Genomic DNA, 16,367 nt, shown 5'->3' with positions numbered 1-16,367 from the left:
CCGAAAACTTCGCCCGGAAACGACCTACGCGGCGGGCACCGCCGGGTCCGGCGCGCCGGCCGGCGCGGGCGCGGTCGCCACGATCTGTTCGACGTGGTCGTGTCCCCACACGCCCAGCGGCAACAGCGCCTCGTTCAGCGACTGCCCCAGCGCGGTCAGCGAGTAGACCACCTTGGGCGGGACCTCGCGAAACACCTCGCGGTGCACGATTCCCCGGGCCTCCATCTCGCGCAACTGCTGGATCAGCATCTTCTCGCTGATCCCGGGCACCGCCCGACGCAACTCGCCGAAGCGGCGCTCCTCGACATGCAGCGCCCACAGAATCAGCGCCTTCCACTTGCCGCCGATGACATCCATCGCGGCATCCAGGCCGCACTGGTAACGCCGAGCCATGCGCGTCTCCCGTTCCGGGCGATCCCTGCCGATCCCCGTCGATCCCGAGCCATCCTTACCGACAGGTAGGTACTGCTCCATATTGTCCGTACGCATTCGGCCGAAAGCAAAGCAATCCCCGACACGACCGTGTCGGGGACCCGGAACCGGACCGGCGTTGCGCGAGCATGACGGCATGAGTGAGAGCGTCGTGTCGCGGATTTTCGAGGTCGCCACCGGGCGGCGGGAACGGGTGTACGACCTGACCGGTATCTGCGCCGGGTTCCTGCGGGAGGTGGCCGGCGGGCGGGACGGGTTGCTCAACGTGTTCGTGCCGCACGCCACCGCGGGAGTGGCGGTGTTGGAAATCGGGGCGGGCAGTGACGAGGACCTGCTCGCGGTGCTGGCGGACCTGTTGCCGGCCGACGAGCGGTGGCGGCATCGGCACGGCAGTCCCGGGCACGGGCGCGACCACGTGTTGCCGGCGCTGGTCCCGCCGCACGCGACGCTGCCGGTGATCGGCGGCCAACCGGCGCTGGGCACCTGGCAGTCGATCACGATGGTGGACACCAATCGGGACAACCCCGATCGCACGGTGCGGCTGACCTTCCTGGGCTGAGCCGGCCCGGGCCGCTCGGCCGGCCCCGCGCCGTTCTCGGCCATCGGGCCGAAGGCACGATCGGTCCGGCCCGCCGGGGAAACGATCCGGCCAATCTGTCGAATGTGTGCATGGATCTCCGTGGCAATGGATATTTCTTGTATCGGCTCGATCACGTTCTGTTTTCCTGTCGGCCATGTACTTTCCATCCGGGAAATGCGAGGCAGTATTCCGCTTTTGCCGGTGGGCCGGCTGCCGAGCGCCACCGACACGGGGGAAATTCCATATGCCGAAAATGCCGACGATGGCGGTCGACGCAAGCCGGATCGACGGATTCGCCGAGTGCGGATACCTGCTCCTGCCGGGTTTCCTGCCCGGCGGACTGGTATCCCGGCTCGAAGTCGAGGTGGACCACTGGGTGGACTCGGGACTGCGCGAGCGGTCGATCGCCGCCTGCGTGGACACCGGCCGGTCGGGACCGCCGCCGTCGGTCGAGATCGAACTCGCCGCGCATGGCGAACTGGCCGCCTACCCGCCCCTGTTGACCCTGGTCGGGGCGTTGATGGGCGCCGACTTCGTGTTCCACCACCTGCACAGCGACCGGCGTCCGGCGGGCGCGGACGGCAAGGCGTGGCACCACGACTACGAACAGACCCCACAGCGCGATCGGGCGTTCACGATGATCCACGCGCTGCACTACCTCGGTGGACTGGACGCCTCCGTCGGCGGGTTGGCGGTGCTCCCGGGCTCGCACCGCGAGGTCGCGGACAAGGACGCGAGGGCGCACCTGGGCACCGCCGCACTGCCCGGCGAGGTGCTGATCGACCGGCTGCCGCCCGGCTCCACGGTGCTGGTGCACTCGGCCCTGTTCCACGCCCGGCGTCCGGGCCCGGCGAGCGGGGGCAGGTCGCGCTACATGGTGGACGGCTCGTACGGGCAGTGCGGCACCCGATGGCCGCCGGTGAAGCCGTACTGGCGACACGTGCTCGGTCGGGCCCGGGAGCTGGACCTCGATCGCGGACGGTGGCCCGAACTCTTCGCGGAACGCCACTTCACGCGCTACCCGGCCTGAGCGCGGACCGGCGAACCGCGCCCGTTCGCTTTGTTGTTCGGCCGCCCGTCGGCCCGCCACCCGAATGGATCCGATTCTTGAAGGTTCTCGAAACCGTGTGCTTCGACGTCGTCTTCGACCGATTCCGGCACGACCACCCGGTCGAGGGCGGCCACGCGGGGAACAGCAACGCCGAGGGCGAGGAACTGCTGCGCCTGGCCGACGCGTTGCCCGGCGGATGGCTGCGGGTGGAACTGGACCGGGCCACGCTGCTCGGCGTCGTCCTGCCATGGCACCTGGGCGAGGGCGGCACGTTCGAACTGGTGCCGCCGCGCGGACTGACCCTGGCCGCGGCGGTGCGTCGGCTGCGCTCGACCCGCGGGCGTTACGCGCACAGCAATCCGGTCTGCGCGGACAAGCTGGCCTGGCAACGGGACGCGCCGATGACGCCGTTGTACCTGTGCACCCGCGCGGTCGAGACGGTGGACTACGCGGGGCTGGCGGTGCGCGAGGGGATCGTGCACCTGGACGGGCTGCATCGGATGATCGCCTGGGAACTGCACGGCCGACTGGCCGGCGGGACCCGGGTCGAGGCGTATCTGGCCGGAGCCGGCGGCGAGTTCGGGGTCACGGCGGGGCGCGGAGGCGGCTCCGCGCCCCGATTCGGCGGGGCCGCCGGGCTCGGGTCAGCCTCGGCCGACGTAGGGCATCGCGCTGGGGATGACGGTCACCGACTGCACGTTCACCCCGACCGGCAACCCGGCCATCACGAGCACCATGTCCGCGACGTGTCCGACGTCCATGGTGGGCTCGACCCGCAGCGAACCATCCGCCTGCCGGACGGCCGGCTGCGGCCGGTCGATCGGCGTGACGTTGCCGATGTCGATCTGCCCGCAGGCGATGTCGTGCGGCCGGCCGTCCAGGGCCAGCGACCTGGTCAGCCCGGTGACGGCGTGCTTGGCGGCGGTGAAGGCGATCGAATCCGGGCGCGGGACGTGGGCCGAGGGGGCGCCGTTGTTGATGATCCGGCCGCCGCGCGGATGTTGCTCCTTCATGATCCGGAACGCGGCCCGCGCGCACAGGAAGCTGCCGGTGGCGATCGAGTCGAGCACCCTTCGCCAGTCGTCGAGTTCGACGTCCTCGGTGGGCAGGTAGGCCATCGTGTCGGCGGCGTTGTTGAAGAGCAGGTCGAGTCGGCCGAAGTGCTCCACGACGGTCGCGAACAGTCGGTCGACCGCGTCGGGGTCGGTGATGTCGGTGGGCACCGCCAGGGCGCGGCGCGGATCCCGGGCGAGGCCGGCGGTCTCCTCCAGGGCGACCTTGCGCCGACCGGCCAGGCCGACCGACCAGCCCTGCTCGATCAGGGCGAGTGCGCACGCGCGGCCCACACCGCTGCCCGCGCCGGTGACGACGGCGACCTTCTCGATCATGGGTGACCCCCCGGAATCGGTACGACCGGCCCGTTCGCTTTCACCGCGACGGTACGGAGAGAAACCCTGCGTAGTGTCCATGGCGGGTGTCAAGAGCGAAGGTGGCGTATTCCGTGATCTCGGCCGAGTCGACCGAAACCAGTCGGATGCTTTTCGATCGGGCCCGACGCTCACTGGCGGGCGGAACGGCTTCCTCCGCACGCACGACGAGCACCGGTCCCTTTCCCTATCCGCTCTATATCGCGCGCGGCAAGGGCGCGCACATTTGGGATGTGGACGGGAACGAGTATGTCGACTACCTGATTTCGTACGGTTGCGCGGTCATCGGGCACGCGAATCCGTCCATCGGTGCGGCGGTGGCCGAAGTCCTGGCGAGCGGCACCATGTTCGGCGCGGGTACCGTCCCGGAGATCGAACTGGCGGAAATCATGCGGTCGATGATCCCGTGCGCCGACCTGGTCCGGTTCGCCAACTCCGGGTCGGAGGCGATCCAGGGCGCGGTCCGGGCCGCGCGCGGCTTCACCGGGCGGGACAAGGTGCTCAAGTTCGAGGGCCACTACCACGGATGGGCGGACTCGCTCGCCGTCTCCAACCGGCCCACCGCGGCCGAGGCCGGACCGTACACCCGGCCGCACGCGCACCCGCATTCGCCGGGGGTGCCGGCCGGCGTGGTCGCCGACGTGGTGATCTGCCCGTGGAACGACGCCGAGGTGTTGCGCGAGATCCTGGACGCGCATCGCGGCGAACTGGCCGCGGTGATCTGCGAGCCGATCGTGGCCAACAACGCGTGCACGATGCCGCTGCCCGGCTACCTGGAGACGCTGCGCGAGGAGTGCACCCGACGCGGGATCGTGTTGATCTTCGACGAGGTGTGCACCGGCTTTCGCACCGGACCCGGCGGCGCCCAGGGGCTGTTCGGGGTGCTCCCGGATCTCGCCGTGTACGCCAAGGCGCTGGGCGGCGGGTTGCCGATCGCGGCGTTCGCCGGGCGCCGGGACATCATGGACGAGGTCGGTGCGAACCGGATCAAACACGGTGGAACGTACAACGGTTCGCCGCTGTGTGCGGCCGGGGCCCTGGTGACGCTGGGCGAACTCGCCGATCCGGCGGTGGTCGCCCACATCGACACGGCCGGGAACCGGGTGATGGAGGCGATCCGGCGGGCCGCCAGGGACCACGCGATTCCGTGTGTGGTGCAGGGTGTCGGGGCGATGTTCCAGGTGGTCTTCTCGGCCGACGGCATCGCGCCGCGCAACTACCGGGACCTGGCGGCGAGCGACGACGCGCGCTACGCGCTGTTCCGACACGCCCTGTTGGAGCGCGGAGTACACGTCAACGCGGTCGGCTCGGCGTGCTGGTTCGTGTCGGCGGCGCTCACCGACGACGACGTCGCGGCCGCGTGCGCGGCGGTGGACGCGGCGTTCGTACTGCTCGCGGGGGTGTGAGGGGTCGCCGCTCGGCGTACGGGTGGGCCGCCTTCGGCTGTTCGGGGGTCGGTCGGGGTGTCGTACGCGCGGGTCGCCCACAGGTCGGCCGGGGCCATGACTAGCCTTACGTAACCGTCCTGATCATCGGGACGGCGTCCCCCACACAGGTAAGGATTCGCCGATGGGTTTGAGGAGTCTGCTGCGCAACGTACTTCGTTCGCGGGCGTCCCGCGAGGCGGCGGAGACACCCGAGACGACGGACGTGGCCGCCGCGCCGACCGACCTCGACGCCGCACCGACCGTGTCCCCGGTCGTCGCGCCCGAGCCGGTCGCCGAAGCGGAGTCGAAGCCGCGCGTCGAGCCGACGAGCGGCCGCGTCGAACCGCAGGTGCGCCCGGAGCCGGTGATCGCGCCGGAGCCGGTCGGCCCCGCGGCGCAGGAGGCCGTCCCGGAGCCGGTTGCCGTTGTGGAGCCGGTCGTCATTTCCGAGCCGGTCGTCACCCCCGAGCCGGTGGTCGTCCCGGACCCGGTGACCGTCCCGGAGTCGATCGTCATCCCGGTGTCCCGGGCGGAGTTCGACGCCTTTGGGCCGGCGTCGATTCCCGTACCGGCCCAGTCGATCGCGACACCCGTCGAGGTCGAACAGGCCGAGGTGACGACGGTCGTCGAACCGGACGCCGAGGTGTCCGAGCCGGAGCCGGCGACCGAGATCCCGGCCGAGGTCGAGGTCGAGGTCGAGCCGTTCGTGGTCGCCGAGGCCGCGCCGGCACCGACCGGCATCGCCGTGGTGCCGTCCGCCCGAGCCGAAGAGGCCGTGCCCGGCTTCGGTGCCCGAGGCGAGGCCGCCGCGGCGGCCGTGGCCAAGTGCGGGCTCACCGGCCGCGATGTCGCCGTCTACCTCGTCCTGGACCGCTCCGGTTCGATGCGCTCCTACTACAAGGACGGAACCGTGCAACACCTCGCCGACCAGACGCTCGCGCTGTCCGCGCAGCTCGGCGAGGCGGTCGTACCGCTGGTGTTCTTCTCCACCGACATCGACGGCGTCGCCGACCTCGATCCCGACAACCACGTCGGTCGGATCGAGGAACTGCACGGCTCCTACGGGCACATGGGTCGGACCAACTACCACTGGGCGATCGCCAAGGTGGTCGAGCACTACCGCGCGTCCGGCAGCACCGGCCCGGCGCTGGTGATCTTCCAGACCGACGGTGCCCCGACCAGCCGTCCCGCCGCCGCGAAGGCGCTGTGCGAGGCGGCCGGGCTGCCGATCTTCTGGCAGTTCATCGGTTTCGGCGACCCCGAGGCCAAGGGCTTCGACTTCCTGCGCAAGCTGGACGAACTCACCGTGCCGGAACAGCGCGTGGTCGACAACGCGGGCTTCTTCCACGCCGGACACGACCCGAGGCTGCTCGCGGACGGGGAGCTGTACGACCAACTGCTCCTGGAGTTCCCGGAATGGCTGAACGAGGCGGTCGCGGCGGGCGTCCTGACGGCGAACCCGGTGGACGCGTTGGTGTAGGAACGAGTACGAAACACGCCCGACGGTCGGCCGAAGCGGCCGACCGTCGGGCTTTTTTGACGGGCCATCAGGTCCCGGGTGTGCCGGGCTCGGGCTCCTCCAGCGCGCGCACGGCCCGAGCGAGGTCCGCCTCCGTCGCGCCGGGCAGCACCACCTCGACCTCGCCGCGGCGGATCACGATGTCGGGCCCGCCCGGGCCGGCCATCGGTGCCCCGGTGCGGCGCCGGCCGGCGATCGCCACCATCAGGCCGCCCAGGCCGATGCCGTTGCTCAGCACGATGTCGACCACATCGAGCGTGGTTCCCATCGCGCCGACCGTGCCGTCCTCGGCGTAGCTGGTCGCGATGCCGCCCCGGACCTCCGGATCCATCGCCAACCAGCGCTGTAGCGAAGCGACTTCGCAACCCTCGTCGCCGACCACGCGTACCTGCACGAGCACTTGCCGCCACCCTTCGGAGACCGTCGGGGGCCCGCGCGGCGGGCCGACCTGCCCGGGCATGAAGCCGGCATCGCTCGGCGGTGCTTCGGGGCCGCCGGCGCGGACCGCGGCCGGCGCCCTATGCGCCGGGTGCGGTCGGGTCGTCGACCAGGGCGAACGCCTCGACCTCCAGCAGCAGATCGGGCCGGAACAGGGCGACCACCTGGACCGCCGAAGCGGCGGGCAGCCGGGTCGGGTCGATGAACTCGTCGCGCGCCGAACGCACCGCCGGCAGGTGCCCGACGTCGGTGAGGAAGTAGGTCAACTTGATCACGTCGTCGAAGGTCGCGCCCGCCGCCGCCAGGCAGCGTCGCAGGTTCTCGAACACCTGTCGGGCCTGGGTGCCCGGGTCGTCCTTGCCGACCAGGTTGCCGTCCTCGTCGAGAGCGATCTGCCCGGAGACCGCGACGAGCCGACCGGTGCCGGTGACCACGTTGGTGTAGCCGGTGCCCGGTCGCACGCCCTCGGGTGCCGGGATGTGGGTCAGGCGATTCGATGTCGTCATGACGCCCATCCTCGCCCGTGGGCCGGCCCGCCTGTCGCGGTTTTTCGTCCGCATGGCCGCCGAACAAGATCGTTAAGCCTGCGACGGTGCGTTTCACCAGATCGAGCGAGAACCGATCCGTCGTGCGCTCCGGCGGGTTCGCGCGACCTACCGTGTGCCCTGGCGAAAGGAGCGCACGGATGCCACAACCCTTCGAACTCCCGCATTTCTACGTGCCGTACCCCGCGCGGCTGAACCCTCATCTGGAGGGCGCGCGCGAGCATTCCAAGACCTGGGCCCGCCGGATGCGGATGATCGAGGGCTCGGAGATCTGGGACGAGCACGATTTCGATTCGCACGATTACGCGCTGTTGTGCGCCTATACCCATCCGGACTGCACGGGGGCGCAACTGGACCTGGTCACCGACTGGTACGTCTGGGTGTTCTTCTTCGACGACCACTTCTTGGACATCTTCAAGCGCACCCGCGACCTGGCCGGTGCCAAGGGCTACCTGGAACGCCTGCGCGCCTTCATGCCGGTGGACTCCACCGCCGAGATCCCCGAGCCGACCAACCAGGTCGAGGAGGGCCTGGCCGACCTGTGGGCGCGGACCGTGCCGAGCATGTCGCGGGAGTGGCGGGAGCGGTTCGCCGAGAGCACCCAGGCGCTGCTCGAGGAATCGATGTGGGAACTGGCCAACATCAACGAGGGCCGGATCGCCAACCCCGTCGAGTACATCGAGATGCGCCGCAAGGTGGGCGGCGCGCCGTGGTCGGCCAACCTGGTGGAATACGTGGCGAACGCCGAGGTGCCCGCGGTGATCGCGGCCTCGCGGCCGATGCGGGTGCTCAGGGACACCTTCGCCGACGGTGTACACCTGCGCAACGACCTGTTCTCGTACCAGCGCGAGGTGGAGAACGAGGGCGAGAACGCGAACGCGATCCTGGTGTTCGAGAAGTTCCTCGGCTGCACCACGCAGGAGGCGGCCGACGCGGTCAACGAGCTGCTCACCTCGCGCCTGCACCAGTTCGAGCACACCACGTTCACCGAACTGCCGCCGCTGTTCCTCGAACACGGCCTGGACCCGCAGTCCTGCCTGGACGTGATGGCCTACGTCAAGGGCCTCCAGGACTGGCAGTCCGGCGGGCACGAGTGGCACATGCGCTCCAGCCGGTACATGAACGGGGCCGGTGCGGAAGCGGGTTCGACGGATGGGTCCCACGTGCCGACGGTGACCGGGGTGTTGGCCGGACCGCAGGGCCTGGGCAATTCGGCGGCGCGGATCCTGCCGGGACTGGTGGCCGGGTCGCACAACGGGCTGCGCGCCTACACGCGCGTGCCGTTCCAGCCGGTCGAGCCGTACGACATCCCGGACTTCCACCTGCCGTTCGCGCCGCGACTGAATCGACACCTGGACGCCTCGCGGGAGAACATCGTCGAGTGGGCCGCACGGGTCGGCATCACCGGCGAGGGCCTCTGGGACGAGGAGGCACTGCGCGGATTCGACCTGCCGCTGTGCGCGGCGGGCATCGCGCCGGACGTGAGCCTGGAACAACTCGACCTCGCCTCCGGGTGGTTGACCTGGGGCACCTACGGCGACGACTACTACCCGATCGTGTTCGGCCGCTCGCTCGACCAGGCCGGCGCCAAGGTGTACACCGAGCGACTCAAGGCGCTGATGCCGGTCGACGGCGAGCCGACGCCGGTGCCGACGGACGCGATCGAGCGCGGGCTGGTGGACCTGTGGGCCCGTACCGCCGGGCCGATGTCGCCGCGGTCGCGCCGCAGGTTCCGGCGCACCATCGAGGAGATGATGGACAGTTGGCTGTGGGAGTTGGCCAACATGGCGCTCAATCGGGTTCCGGACCCGGTCGACTACATCGAGATGCGTCGCCGTACGTTCGGCTCCGACCTGACCAAGAGCCTGTCCCGGCTCTCGCACGGTGACGTGGTGCCGGACGAGGCGTACCGCTCGCGTGCGGTGCGGGCGATGGAGAACTCGGCCGCCGACTTCGGCTGGATGATCAACGACGTGTTCTCCTACCGCAAGGAGATCGAGGTCGAGGGGGAGTTGCACAACCTGTTGCTGGTGGTGCAGAGCTTCTTCGGTTGCGACTTCGCTCGCGCGCTGGTGATCGTGAACGACCTGATGACCTCCAGGATGCGTGAGTTCGAGCGGGTGGTCGCGGTGGAACTTCCGGCGATGTACGAGGACCTGGCGCTGGACGGGATGGCCAGGGCGGCGCTGGACGGGTACGCGGTGGCGCTGGGTGATTGGAACGCGGCGATCCTGAAGTGGCATCAGGACTGCCTGCGTTACGCGGACCCGAAGCCGCTGGTGCCGTTTCCTTGGCAGGTGGCCGGGGATGGGGTCGGCTCGCGCGCGGTGCCTGTGGCGCGGGGTGGCGGCGGGGCGGCGACGGTGCCTCGGGTGGGTTATGGGCCTCGTGGGCTGGGGACGTCGGCTGCGCGGTTGTCGGGGGTGCGGGCGGGGGTTGCGGTGCGGTGAGGGTGGGCGGGTGGGCCGGCCTGCGGCCCGCCTTGTCCTCAAACGCCGGACGGGCTGGGGGGTGCCTGGGCGGGCGGGAGTCGGTCCGGGTGGGTTGTCCTCAAGCGCCGGACGGGCTGAGGGGGTGCCTGGATGGCTGGGGGTGCCTGGGCTGGGGTGCCTGCGTGGGCTGGGGGGGTGCCTGGGCGGGTCGGTTGTTCTCGGAGGCCGGGTCGGCTAGGCGAGGGCCAGGGGGGCGGACATCAGGTGGTCGACGAGGGCCAGGAGGACGTCTCGGCCCGATGTGCGGATGCGCACGTCGCAGGGGACGATCGGGACGTCGGGGGCCAGGTCGAGGGCGTCGCGAACCTCTTCGACCGTGTACTCGACCGCGTCGTCGAAGCGGTTGATCGCGACCACGAACGGGATGCCTCGGCGTTCGAAGAAGTCGATGCCGCCGAAGCCGGCCTCCAGCCGTCGGGTGTCCACCAGCACGATCGCCCCGAGCGTGCCTATCGCCAGGTCGTCCCACAGGGACCAGAACCGCTCCTGGCCGGGCGCGCCGAACAGGTACAGGACCAGGTCCTCGGACAGCGTGATCCGGCCGAAGTCGAGGGCTACCGTGGTGCGGGACTTGTCCTCGACGCCCACCAGGTCGTCCACGCCCACGCCGACCTCGGTCATCACCTCCTCGGTGTGCAGCGGCGGTACCTCGCTGACCGTGCCGACCAGGGTGGTCTTGCCGACCCCGAACCCGCCCGCGATCAGGATCTTGACCGCCGCCGCATGCTCGGGCAACCGGTCAGAGCCGAAGGAGACCATCACGTACCTTCTTCAACAGTGCGGGATCGGGGGTTCGGGCCAGGGCCAGCGGGGCGCGTACGGTCACCAGGCCGTCGCGGAGCAGGTCGTCGACGAGCACCTTGGTGATGCTCACCGGGAGGTCGATCAGCGCGGCCACCTCGGCGACCGCCTGCGGCTCCCGGCACAGTTCCAGGATCTGTTGGTGCTCGGGCTGCCGGCCACGCCCGTCCCGGGCCTTGCGGCGCGCGGCCGCGGACGGATCGTCCGCGGCCGGGGCGCGGCCCCCGGGCTCGTCCGGCGCGACCGTGGTGACGAGCGTGATCAAGGTCAGATCCGCGTCCCGTATGGCCTTGGTGCGCCCCCGGGTGAGCGTGTACGGCCGTACCAACGGGCCGGCGTCCTCATCCCAGGACTGCTCCCACCGGGACGTCATGCCCGACCACCCGCCGGATCGCCCGCCCCGTCGCCGCGTGGCTGTGTCCCGAGGTACTCGCCGACCTTCTTCACCAACATGTTCATCTCGAACGCGACCACTCCCACGTCCGCGCTCTGTTCGGCCAGTACGGCCAGGTGCGCGCGCTTGCCGGCGGCGGTCAGGAACAGGAACGCGTCATCCATCTCCACCAGCGTCTGGCGCACCGAACCGCCCGCGAAGCCCCGGCCGATGCTGCGTGCCAGGCTCTGCAACCCGGCCGCCGCGGCGGCCAATTGCTCGGCGTCGTCGCGCGGGATGGTCTCGGATCGGCTCATCAGCAGCCCGTCCTCGGACAACACGATCGCGTGCCGGGTCTGATGCACGCGTTTGACCAGGTCGGTCAACAACCAGTCCAGCCGATTGTCGGTTGCGGTGGTGGCCGTGCCGCCGGCGAGATCGTGCGTGTTCGTCATGACGGTTCCCCAGGGTGCGTGGTGCTTCCGGCGGCGGGGCTCGGGCCCGGTGCGGGCTCGGCCCCGGTTCCGGGTTCGGTGTCGATCGCGGACTCGTCGCCGGCCGCGCTCGGTTCGGACGCCTCGCGCGCTCGTTGGCTCGCGAACCGGAACGAGGACAAGGTAGCCGCAGCTTCGCGCGGAGTGGAGGGCTTCGACCCGGTTCCCGGGTCGCTCTCGCCTCCGCCGGCCGCCTCGGTACGCAACGGCATCGGCAGATTGCGCTGCCGGACCCGACGCGGCAATGCCCGTCGGCCGTCGGCGGTGGTCTCCTCGGCGGTGGCGACGAGGCCACCGGCGGGTACGGGCGCGGCCGGCACCCGCTCCAGCGAACGCAGCACGGGCTCGGGGTGTTGCCGATCCGGCGAGTCCGACTCGACGTCGTCCCGGGACGAGCGCGCCGCACCGACCACCGGGGTCGGGTCGATCGCCGACCCGACCGAGGACTGCATGTCCGACTCCGACTCCGAATCCGAATCCGCCGCGAGCGCGTGTTCGAACGGCCCCGCCGCCCGGTCCGGTTCGCCGGACGCACCCGAACTCCGGGTGATCAATTCCTCGGGCAAGAACACTATCGCCAGCGTGCCGCCGTACGGCGAGGGCCGCAGGGTGACCTCCACCCCGAGCCGATCGGCGAGTTGGGCGACCACGAACAGGCCCATCCGCACGTCCTCGGCGAGCGCGATCACATCGAAACTCACCGGGACGGCCAACTGTCGATTGGCCGACTCGTACTCGTCCGTCGACATGCCCAGGCCGCGGTCCTCGATCTCGATCGCGAGGCCCTTGGCCACCGAGACCGCCCGGACATGCACGGGTGTGTCCGGCGGCGAGAACGTCGTCGCGTTCTCCACGAGTTCGGCCAGCAGGTGAATCAACCCACCCACCGACGGGCCGGACAGTTGCAGGTCACGGTCGGAATACACCTCGATCCGGTGATAGTCCTCGACCTCACCGACCGCACCGCGTATCACGTCCACGATCCGGACCGGGCGACTCCAGCGCCGGCCCGGCCGGTTGCCGGTGAGCACCACGAGGTTCTCCTCATAGCGGCGCAGACGGGTGGCCAGATGGTCGATGGTGAACAACTCGCGCAACAGTTCGGGGTCCTGGTGCCGACGCTCCATCGCGTCCAACTCACCGATCTGACGGTTGACCAGCGACTGGGTGCGCAGCGCCGTGTTGACGAACACCTTTGCGAAGCCTTCGCGCTGGCGGGCCAGTTGCACCGCACCGTCGAGCGCGGCCCGCTGCGTGGCGTTGAACGCCGAGGCCACCTGGCCGATCTCGTCCCGCCCCACCGGCACGTCCGGTGCCTCCACCGCCAGGTCCACCCGCTCGCCGTGCTGCAACCGGTCGATGATCAGCGGCAGCCGCCGCGAGCCCAGTTCCACCGTCGCGTCGCGCAGCCGGGACAGGCGCAGCCGCACCGAGCGGGTCACCCGCCAACACAGCAGGGCGCCGAGCAGTACGAAGCCCAGGCCGATCGCGCTCAGCAGATACACCTGATTCCAGGTGTCCGAGGTGGCCGCGTCACCCGCCGCGAACACCTGCTCGACCCGGGCGAAGTCGAAGGCCGTGTTGGGCATGGCGAGCTGATCGAAGGTCTCGCGCCACTTCGCCAGTTCGGCAGGCAGAGGTATCCCGGAGCCGGCCGCGGCCCGCTGGTCCCTGGGGGCGTCGACGGCCGCGATGATCGCGTCCTCCATCGCGGTCAGGTCCCGCCAGGCCGGGCTTTGCGTCAGCGCCACGTACAGGGGCCGCAGGTCGGCGGGCAGGAACGGCTCGACCTCGTCTTCGAGGGTGTGCCGACGCACGCCCACGTTCTGCACGAACGAGGCGAAGTCCGGCTGGGTCAACCGGCCTCCGGCCTGCGCGAACGTGACCGTCATGTCTTCCTGTGTCAACGCCTCCCCGGCGCGGAACTGTATGACCAGGAACTGACCCGCGAAGGTGACGTCGGTGTCCGAGGTCTCGGCCAGCGCCTGGACCATGGAGATCTGGTTGGCGACCTGCTTCGTGTAGTAACCCAGCCAACGATCCCGCCCGACCGCGCCGGTCGCGTCCACCTGGCGGCGGGCGTCGGCGAGTTGGGTCAACTGAGGCACTATTTCGTGCGCTCGGCGCACCACGTGCCCAGGCGTGTCCCGCGCATCGCTTTCGGCGAAGGCGACGAACTGGCCCACGGCCTCGTCGGTCCTGACCCGCTGCGCCCGCAGCGCCTCGGCCGTCGCCGGCGTCGGCTTGGCCATCCAGCCCGCGGTCAGCCGCCGTTCCAGTTGCAGATTCACCATTGTGGCGTAACTGGGGTTGCCGGCCCGCTCGGCCACCGAGACCTCGTTGTCCAGGCTGCTCGCGTGGTCGACCAACCGGTAGGTGGCGATGCCCCACAGGGCGACCATGGCCATCGAGGGCACCACGGTGAGCAGTACCAGCAAGGTCCGGATCGACAACGTACGACCCGGCCGCGAGCGAGCCGCTCGGGTCCGACCGACCCCGGGGACACGCAACAGTTTTTTCATCGACTCTCCCGCAAGGGCAACCCGGTCCCGAATGCGGTTGCCGCGACCCGGCCGAAGGTACCTGCGGGGCAGCCGACAGAATCCACGCAGTGTGCGTGGGGAACTTCCCGCCCGTGCGGTACAAACGGCGCAGAACGACGATGATACGTCGGCCCGCGGCGACTCGGTCACCGGACGCGCACTCGGCAATACCCAAAGGAGCGGCCCGACATGCAGACGGCGCCCGGAATCGGCCGGCGAATCGCCTACTGGCGTACACGTCGTGGCCTCACCCAATCCGAATTCGCCCGTTTGATGGGCCGATCCGTGCGCTGGGTCGAGGACGTGGAGGCCGGCCACCGACAAGCCGACCCGCGCGTGTCGATGCTCGCCGAAGCCGCACTCGTCCTGCACATCGGGATCGACCGACTGCTGCCCGCCGCACCCGACCGGGAGGCCCGCAACCACGATCCGCTCGCCGCGGTACGGGCGGCGCTGCGCCGGGCCGACACGGCGCTGGCGGGTGGCACCACCGGGCCGCCGGTCGACCTCGGGGTGCTGCGCCGGGAGTTGACCTACGGCTGGACCGCGTACGCGGCGGCGGACTACGGCTGCCTGGACCGGGTGGTGTCCTCGGTGCTGGAGGCGACCGCGGGTGCGGGGGCGACGACGCGGGCGAGCCCGGCGGAGTCGGCGGCCGACTCCGCCGAGAGCGCCGGGAGCACGGCGCCCGCCGTGGCCGTCGTGCGTTCCGCCGCGCTCGCGCTCGCCTCCGCCGTCGCGCACGTGTACGGCGAACCGGCGCTGGCGTGGCGCGCCGCCGACCGGGCGGTCACCTCGGCCGGCCGCAGTGCCGACGTGGTGGTCCTGGCCCGGGCCGCCCATCGGCTCACCGGCGCCATGGTCGGGCACGAAGGCGCGGGTGCCGCCGTCGAATTCGCGCTCGGCGCGGAGGCGGACCTGGCCCCGGCGCTGGGTGCCCGCGGCCGGCCCGGCCGGGCGGCGCTGCGCACCCTGCGGCTCGGCGCGGCGCTGGCCGCAGCCCGGCTCGGCGATCGGCCCGCCACGCGCGACCTGCTGGAGGGGGCCGAGCGGGCCGACCCCGGCGCGATCCAGGTGCGGCTGCATCGGGTCACCGCGCATGTCCTGCTCGGCGAGTACGCGCGGGCCATCGCCGGTCGGTTCACCCCGGCCGCGCTCGCCGTACTGCCGCGCGGTCGGCAGGCCCGGCACCTGATCGACCTCGCCCGTGCCCTCGCCGCGGTGGGCCGCCGCAGCGAAGCCGTCGGCGCGCTCTTGGAGGCGGAGGCCGTCGCGGCCCAGGAGGTCCGCTGCCGGCCGATGAATCGCCGCTTCGTCCAGGAGATCCTGCGGCTGGATTCGTCCACCGACGGCGACGAGTCCCGATTGCGGGCACTGGCGGCCCGGTGCGCGGGAAATGGGTCGTCGGGGCCGGAGCGGGCATGGATCATGTAGCACAGTCGAAGCGCCGGACCGGACAATCCCCCAGGGGGCACCGTGATCACGATCATCTCTTTCGTTCTCGTCCTGATGGCGCTGGTCACGGTCATCGCCGTCACGGTCGGCAAGCGCGGGCACACCACGAGCCACGAGGGCCTCCGGATCGAACAGGAGCGCACCGGCCGGGCGGAATCCTCCGGCGGCATCTTCGGTGTGCACGCCAATCACGCTTCCTTTCCGGGCGTGGAAGAGAACACCAAGTACTTCGGCTGACCTCTTCGCGGGCGCCGGCGGCCCCGCGCGTCGGCCGCGGCGCTACCATCGGCGCGCGCCATCGTCGGCCGGCGCACGACACGGGAGGTTGTGCCGCATGGGTCTGTTCACGGTCGACGAGGCACGCGCGGAGCTGGCCCGACTGTTGCCGGTGCTCGACGAGCTGATCGCCGTCCGGGCGGACGCCGCGGAGGTCGCGGTCGCGCTGGAACGCGGCGAGACGCGCTGTGAGCTGGGCGGGTTGCCCGAACTCAAGGGCATGCAGGCCCGGCTCGACGAGCTGATGACCGAGGTCCAGCAGACCGGCGCGGAACTCAAGGGCTTCGCGCCGCTGCTCGTGGACTTCCCGGCCGACCTGGACGGCGTACCCGTGTTGTTGTGTTGGCTGGAGGGCGACCGCCGGCTCGGCTGGTACCACCGCCTCGACCTCGGCTTCGCCGGCCGCCGACCGCTTCCTTAGCACGCGAGCACGATCGCACGGGGCCGATTGCCGAGAGGAAGTGCACGAAACCAGGGTGATCGCGTCGAATCGGGCGATTGTCCCCGCCGCCGC

Annotated in this window: 16 protein-coding genes and 1 pseudogene; 9 read left to right on the top strand and 8 right to left on the bottom strand. The window is 70.8% G+C overall.

All coding sequences use genetic code 11. From position 1 onward, the window contains the following. Window positions 1-24: 24 nt before the first annotated feature. Complete coding sequence (locus ACFXMF_RS11680) at window positions 25-393, bottom strand: helix-turn-helix domain-containing protein (RefSeq protein ID WP_360315560.1); 369 nt, start codon at window positions 391-393, stop codon at window positions 25-27. 175 nt (window positions 394-568) lie between these two features. Between ACFXMF_RS11680 and ACFXMF_RS11675 the strand changes: the two genes are divergently transcribed. The 3 genes and pseudogenes from ACFXMF_RS11675 to ACFXMF_RS11665 all read left to right on the top strand — a co-directional run. Further along, window positions 569-991 (top strand): YjbQ family protein, encoded by a 423-nt coding sequence (locus tag ACFXMF_RS11675; RefSeq protein WP_379989362.1) that lies wholly within the window; start codon window positions 569-571, stop codon window positions 989-991. A gap of 283 nt (window positions 992-1,274) precedes the next feature. Beyond that, complete coding sequence (locus ACFXMF_RS11670; RefSeq protein ID WP_360315556.1) at window positions 1,275-2,042, top strand: phytanoyl-CoA dioxygenase family protein; 768 nt, start codon at window positions 1,275-1,277, stop codon at window positions 2,040-2,042. Beyond that, window positions 1,994-2,575 (top strand): annotated as a pseudogene (locus ACFXMF_RS11665) (DUF6309 family protein); the annotation flags it as partial. The gene ACFXMF_RS11670 and the pseudogene ACFXMF_RS11665, both read left to right, overlap by 49 nt. Before the next feature lie 132 nt (window positions 2,576-2,707). Here the strand turns inward: ACFXMF_RS11665 and ACFXMF_RS11660 are convergent. Continuing rightward, window positions 2,708-3,451: an SDR family oxidoreductase gene (locus tag ACFXMF_RS11660; RefSeq protein ID WP_360315554.1), complete on the bottom strand. Its 744-nt coding sequence runs from the start codon at window positions 3,449-3,451 to the stop codon at window positions 2,708-2,710. 86 nt (window positions 3,452-3,537) lie between these two features. Between ACFXMF_RS11660 and ACFXMF_RS11655 the strand changes: the two genes are divergently transcribed. Then, complete coding sequence (locus tag ACFXMF_RS11655; RefSeq protein ID WP_360315552.1) at window positions 3,538-4,896, top strand: glutamate-1-semialdehyde 2,1-aminomutase; 1,359 nt, start codon at window positions 3,538-3,540, stop codon at window positions 4,894-4,896. A 163-nt stretch (window positions 4,897-5,059) separates the two neighbouring features. Further along, window positions 5,060-6,397, top strand: coding sequence for a VWA domain-containing protein (locus tag ACFXMF_RS11650; RefSeq protein WP_379989365.1), 1,338 nt, complete (start codon window positions 5,060-5,062; stop codon window positions 6,395-6,397). Window positions 6,398-6,464: 67 nt separating this feature from the next. On the opposite strand, the gene ACFXMF_RS11645 is transcribed toward ACFXMF_RS11650, so the two are convergent. Both ACFXMF_RS11645 and ACFXMF_RS11640 read right to left on the bottom strand, forming a co-directional pair. Then, window positions 6,465-6,836: a hypothetical protein gene (locus ACFXMF_RS11645; protein WP_379991754.1), complete on the bottom strand. Its 372-nt coding sequence runs from the start codon at window positions 6,834-6,836 to the stop codon at window positions 6,465-6,467. Between the two features lie 118 nt (window positions 6,837-6,954). Then, window positions 6,955-7,380, bottom strand: a complete 426-nt coding sequence (locus ACFXMF_RS11640) for a RidA family protein (RefSeq protein WP_360315546.1) — start codon at window positions 7,378-7,380, stop codon at window positions 6,955-6,957. 179 nt (window positions 7,381-7,559) lie between these two features. On the opposite strand from ACFXMF_RS11640, the gene ACFXMF_RS11635 reads away from it, so the two are divergent. After that, window positions 7,560-9,869, top strand: coding sequence for a germacradienol/geosmin synthase (locus ACFXMF_RS11635; protein ID WP_379991756.1), 2,310 nt, complete (start codon window positions 7,560-7,562; stop codon window positions 9,867-9,869). Between the two features lie 216 nt (window positions 9,870-10,085). Here the strand turns inward: ACFXMF_RS11635 and ACFXMF_RS11630 are convergent, their stop codons facing one another. The 4 genes from ACFXMF_RS11630 to ACFXMF_RS11615 are packed head-to-tail and all read right to left on the bottom strand — an operon-like array spanning window position 10,086 to window position 14,032. Continuing rightward, entirely contained in the window at window positions 10,086-10,670 is a 585-nt protein-coding gene (locus tag ACFXMF_RS11630) for an ATP/GTP-binding protein (RefSeq protein WP_360315542.1), read from the bottom strand. Then, a complete protein-coding gene (locus ACFXMF_RS11625; RefSeq protein ID WP_360315540.1) occupies window positions 10,651-11,085 on the bottom strand; it encodes a DUF742 domain-containing protein in 435 nt (144 codons plus the stop codon). Before ACFXMF_RS11625 ends, ACFXMF_RS11630 begins: the two co-directional genes overlap by 20 nt. Then, window positions 11,082-11,540, bottom strand: a complete 459-nt coding sequence (locus ACFXMF_RS11620) for a roadblock/LC7 domain-containing protein (protein ID WP_360315538.1) — start codon at window positions 11,538-11,540, stop codon at window positions 11,082-11,084. The genes ACFXMF_RS11625 and ACFXMF_RS11620 overlap by 4 nt, the downstream gene beginning before the upstream one ends. Next, window positions 11,537-14,032 carry a nitrate- and nitrite sensing domain-containing protein gene (locus tag ACFXMF_RS11615; RefSeq protein WP_379991757.1) on the bottom strand — a complete coding sequence of 832 codons (2,496 nt, stop codon included), beginning with the start codon at window positions 14,030-14,032 and terminating at the stop codon, window positions 11,537-11,539. The genes ACFXMF_RS11620 and ACFXMF_RS11615 overlap by 4 nt, the downstream gene beginning before the upstream one ends. Before the next feature lie 279 nt (window positions 14,033-14,311). Here ACFXMF_RS11615 and ACFXMF_RS11610 point away from each other — a divergent pair, with 279 nt between their 5' ends. The 3 genes from ACFXMF_RS11610 to ACFXMF_RS11600 all read left to right on the top strand — a co-directional run bounded on the left by ACFXMF_RS11610 (window position 14,312) and on the right by ACFXMF_RS11600 (window position 16,274). Then, window positions 14,312-15,556: a helix-turn-helix domain-containing protein gene (locus ACFXMF_RS11610; RefSeq protein ID WP_360315534.1), complete on the top strand. Its 1,245-nt coding sequence runs from the start codon at window positions 14,312-14,314 to the stop codon at window positions 15,554-15,556. A gap of 42 nt (window positions 15,557-15,598) precedes the next feature. Next, on the top strand, window positions 15,599-15,814 hold the full coding sequence (locus ACFXMF_RS11605) for a hypothetical protein (RefSeq protein WP_360315532.1): 216 nt from the start codon (window positions 15,599-15,601) through the stop codon (window positions 15,812-15,814). Window positions 15,815-15,911: 97 nt separating this feature from the next. Next, a complete protein-coding gene (locus tag ACFXMF_RS11600) occupies window positions 15,912-16,274 on the top strand; it encodes a DUF2203 domain-containing protein (protein ID WP_360315530.1) in 363 nt (120 codons plus the stop codon). Window positions 16,275-16,367 lie beyond the last annotated feature (93 nt).

It is taken from the genome of Embleya sp. NPDC059213, assembly GCF_042754445.1.
Taxonomy (GTDB): Bacteria; Actinomycetota; Actinomycetes; order Streptomycetales; family Streptomycetaceae; genus Embleya.
The sequence above is the reverse complement of the archived record's forward strand: the minus strand, read 5'-3'. Positions and strand labels throughout refer to the sequence as shown.

Excerpts from the sequence above, each read along its gene's own strand:
- ACFXMF_RS11680 (WP_360315560.1), bottom strand. The coding sequence starts at position 393 with ATGGCTCGGCGTTACCAGTGCGGCCTGGATGCCGCGATGGATGTCATC.
- ACFXMF_RS11675 (WP_379989362.1), top strand. The coding sequence starts at position 569 with ATGAGTGAGAGCGTCGTGTCGCGGATTTTCGAGGTCGCCACCGGGCGG.
- ACFXMF_RS11670 (WP_360315556.1), top strand. The coding sequence starts at position 1,275 with ATGGCGGTCGACGCAAGCCGGATCGACGGATTCGCCGAGTGCGGATAC.
- ACFXMF_RS11660 (WP_360315554.1), bottom strand. The coding sequence starts at position 3,451 with ATGATCGAGAAGGTCGCCGTCGTCACCGGCGCGGGCAGCGGTGTGGGC.
- ACFXMF_RS11650 (WP_379989365.1), top strand. The coding sequence starts at position 5,060 with ATGGGTTTGAGGAGTCTGCTGCGCAACGTACTTCGTTCGCGGGCGTCC.
- ACFXMF_RS11640 (WP_360315546.1), bottom strand. The coding sequence starts at position 7,380 with ATGACGACATCGAATCGCCTGACCCACATCCCGGCACCCGAGGGCGTG.
- ACFXMF_RS11635 (WP_379991756.1), top strand. The coding sequence starts at position 7,560 with ATGCCACAACCCTTCGAACTCCCGCATTTCTACGTGCCGTACCCCGCG.
- ACFXMF_RS11630 (WP_360315542.1), bottom strand. The coding sequence starts at position 10,670 with ATGGTCTCCTTCGGCTCTGACCGGTTGCCCGAGCATGCGGCGGCGGTC.
- ACFXMF_RS11625 (WP_360315540.1), bottom strand. The coding sequence starts at position 11,085 with ATGACGTCCCGGTGGGAGCAGTCCTGGGATGAGGACGCCGGCCCGTTG.
- ACFXMF_RS11620 (WP_360315538.1), bottom strand. The coding sequence starts at position 11,540 with ATGACGAACACGCACGATCTCGCCGGCGGCACGGCCACCACCGCAACC.
- ACFXMF_RS11610 (WP_360315534.1), top strand. The coding sequence starts at position 14,312 with ATGCAGACGGCGCCCGGAATCGGCCGGCGAATCGCCTACTGGCGTACA.
- ACFXMF_RS11600 (WP_360315530.1), top strand. The coding sequence starts at position 15,912 with ATGGGTCTGTTCACGGTCGACGAGGCACGCGCGGAGCTGGCCCGACTG.